Below are 440 nucleotides of genomic sequence, written 5' to 3'. Positions count from 1 at the left end.
CCGCCGGTGAAGCACAGCAGCCGATGGGACTCACTCACTGACCGCGCAGCAGCAGCCCGGGCGGCATTGGGATCCAAAACCTTCTGATCTAACTGAAGGAGTTGTAGTATGAAGCCAGATAGTTCGCGTACAGGTTCATGCCGTCGCCGCTCCACCATAAAATCTTGATGAGGTCACCACGACGCCCGCGAAACAGGAAAATGTGCCCCGAGAACGGATCACGACCGAGTGCTGACTGCACCAGCGCGGCAAGTCCATCCATGCCACGGCGCATATCGGTAACGCCCGCTGCCAGCCATACGCGGGTACCGCCTGGCGGCGCAATCATGCTGGCATCAGGCAGCGCAGCACGAGGCGCAACTGCACGGGGTCGACCATGCCCGTGACGCGTACACGGGCACCGTTCAGTTCGATCTCGATGCCCGACGCCGCCGGTACGC

Annotated in this window: 1 protein-coding gene; it reads right to left on the bottom strand. The window is 62.0% G+C overall.

What is annotated here, in order from left to right:
• Nucleotides 1–88 precede the first annotated feature (88 nt).
• Nucleotides 89–328 carry an IS66 family insertion sequence element accessory protein TnpB gene (gene tnpB, locus AB4Y34_RS42000; protein ID WP_368719325.1) on the bottom strand — a complete coding sequence of 80 codons (240 nt, stop codon included), beginning with the start codon at nt 326–328 and terminating at the stop codon, nt 89–91.
• Between the last annotated feature and the right edge of the window lie 112 nt (nt 329–440).

This window comes from Paraburkholderia sp. BR10954, assembly GCF_040965775.1.
Taxonomy (GTDB): domain Bacteria; phylum Pseudomonadota; class Gammaproteobacteria; order Burkholderiales; family Burkholderiaceae; genus Paraburkholderia; species Paraburkholderia youngii.
The sequence above is the reverse complement of the archived record's forward strand: the minus strand, read 5'-3'. Positions and strand labels throughout refer to the sequence as shown.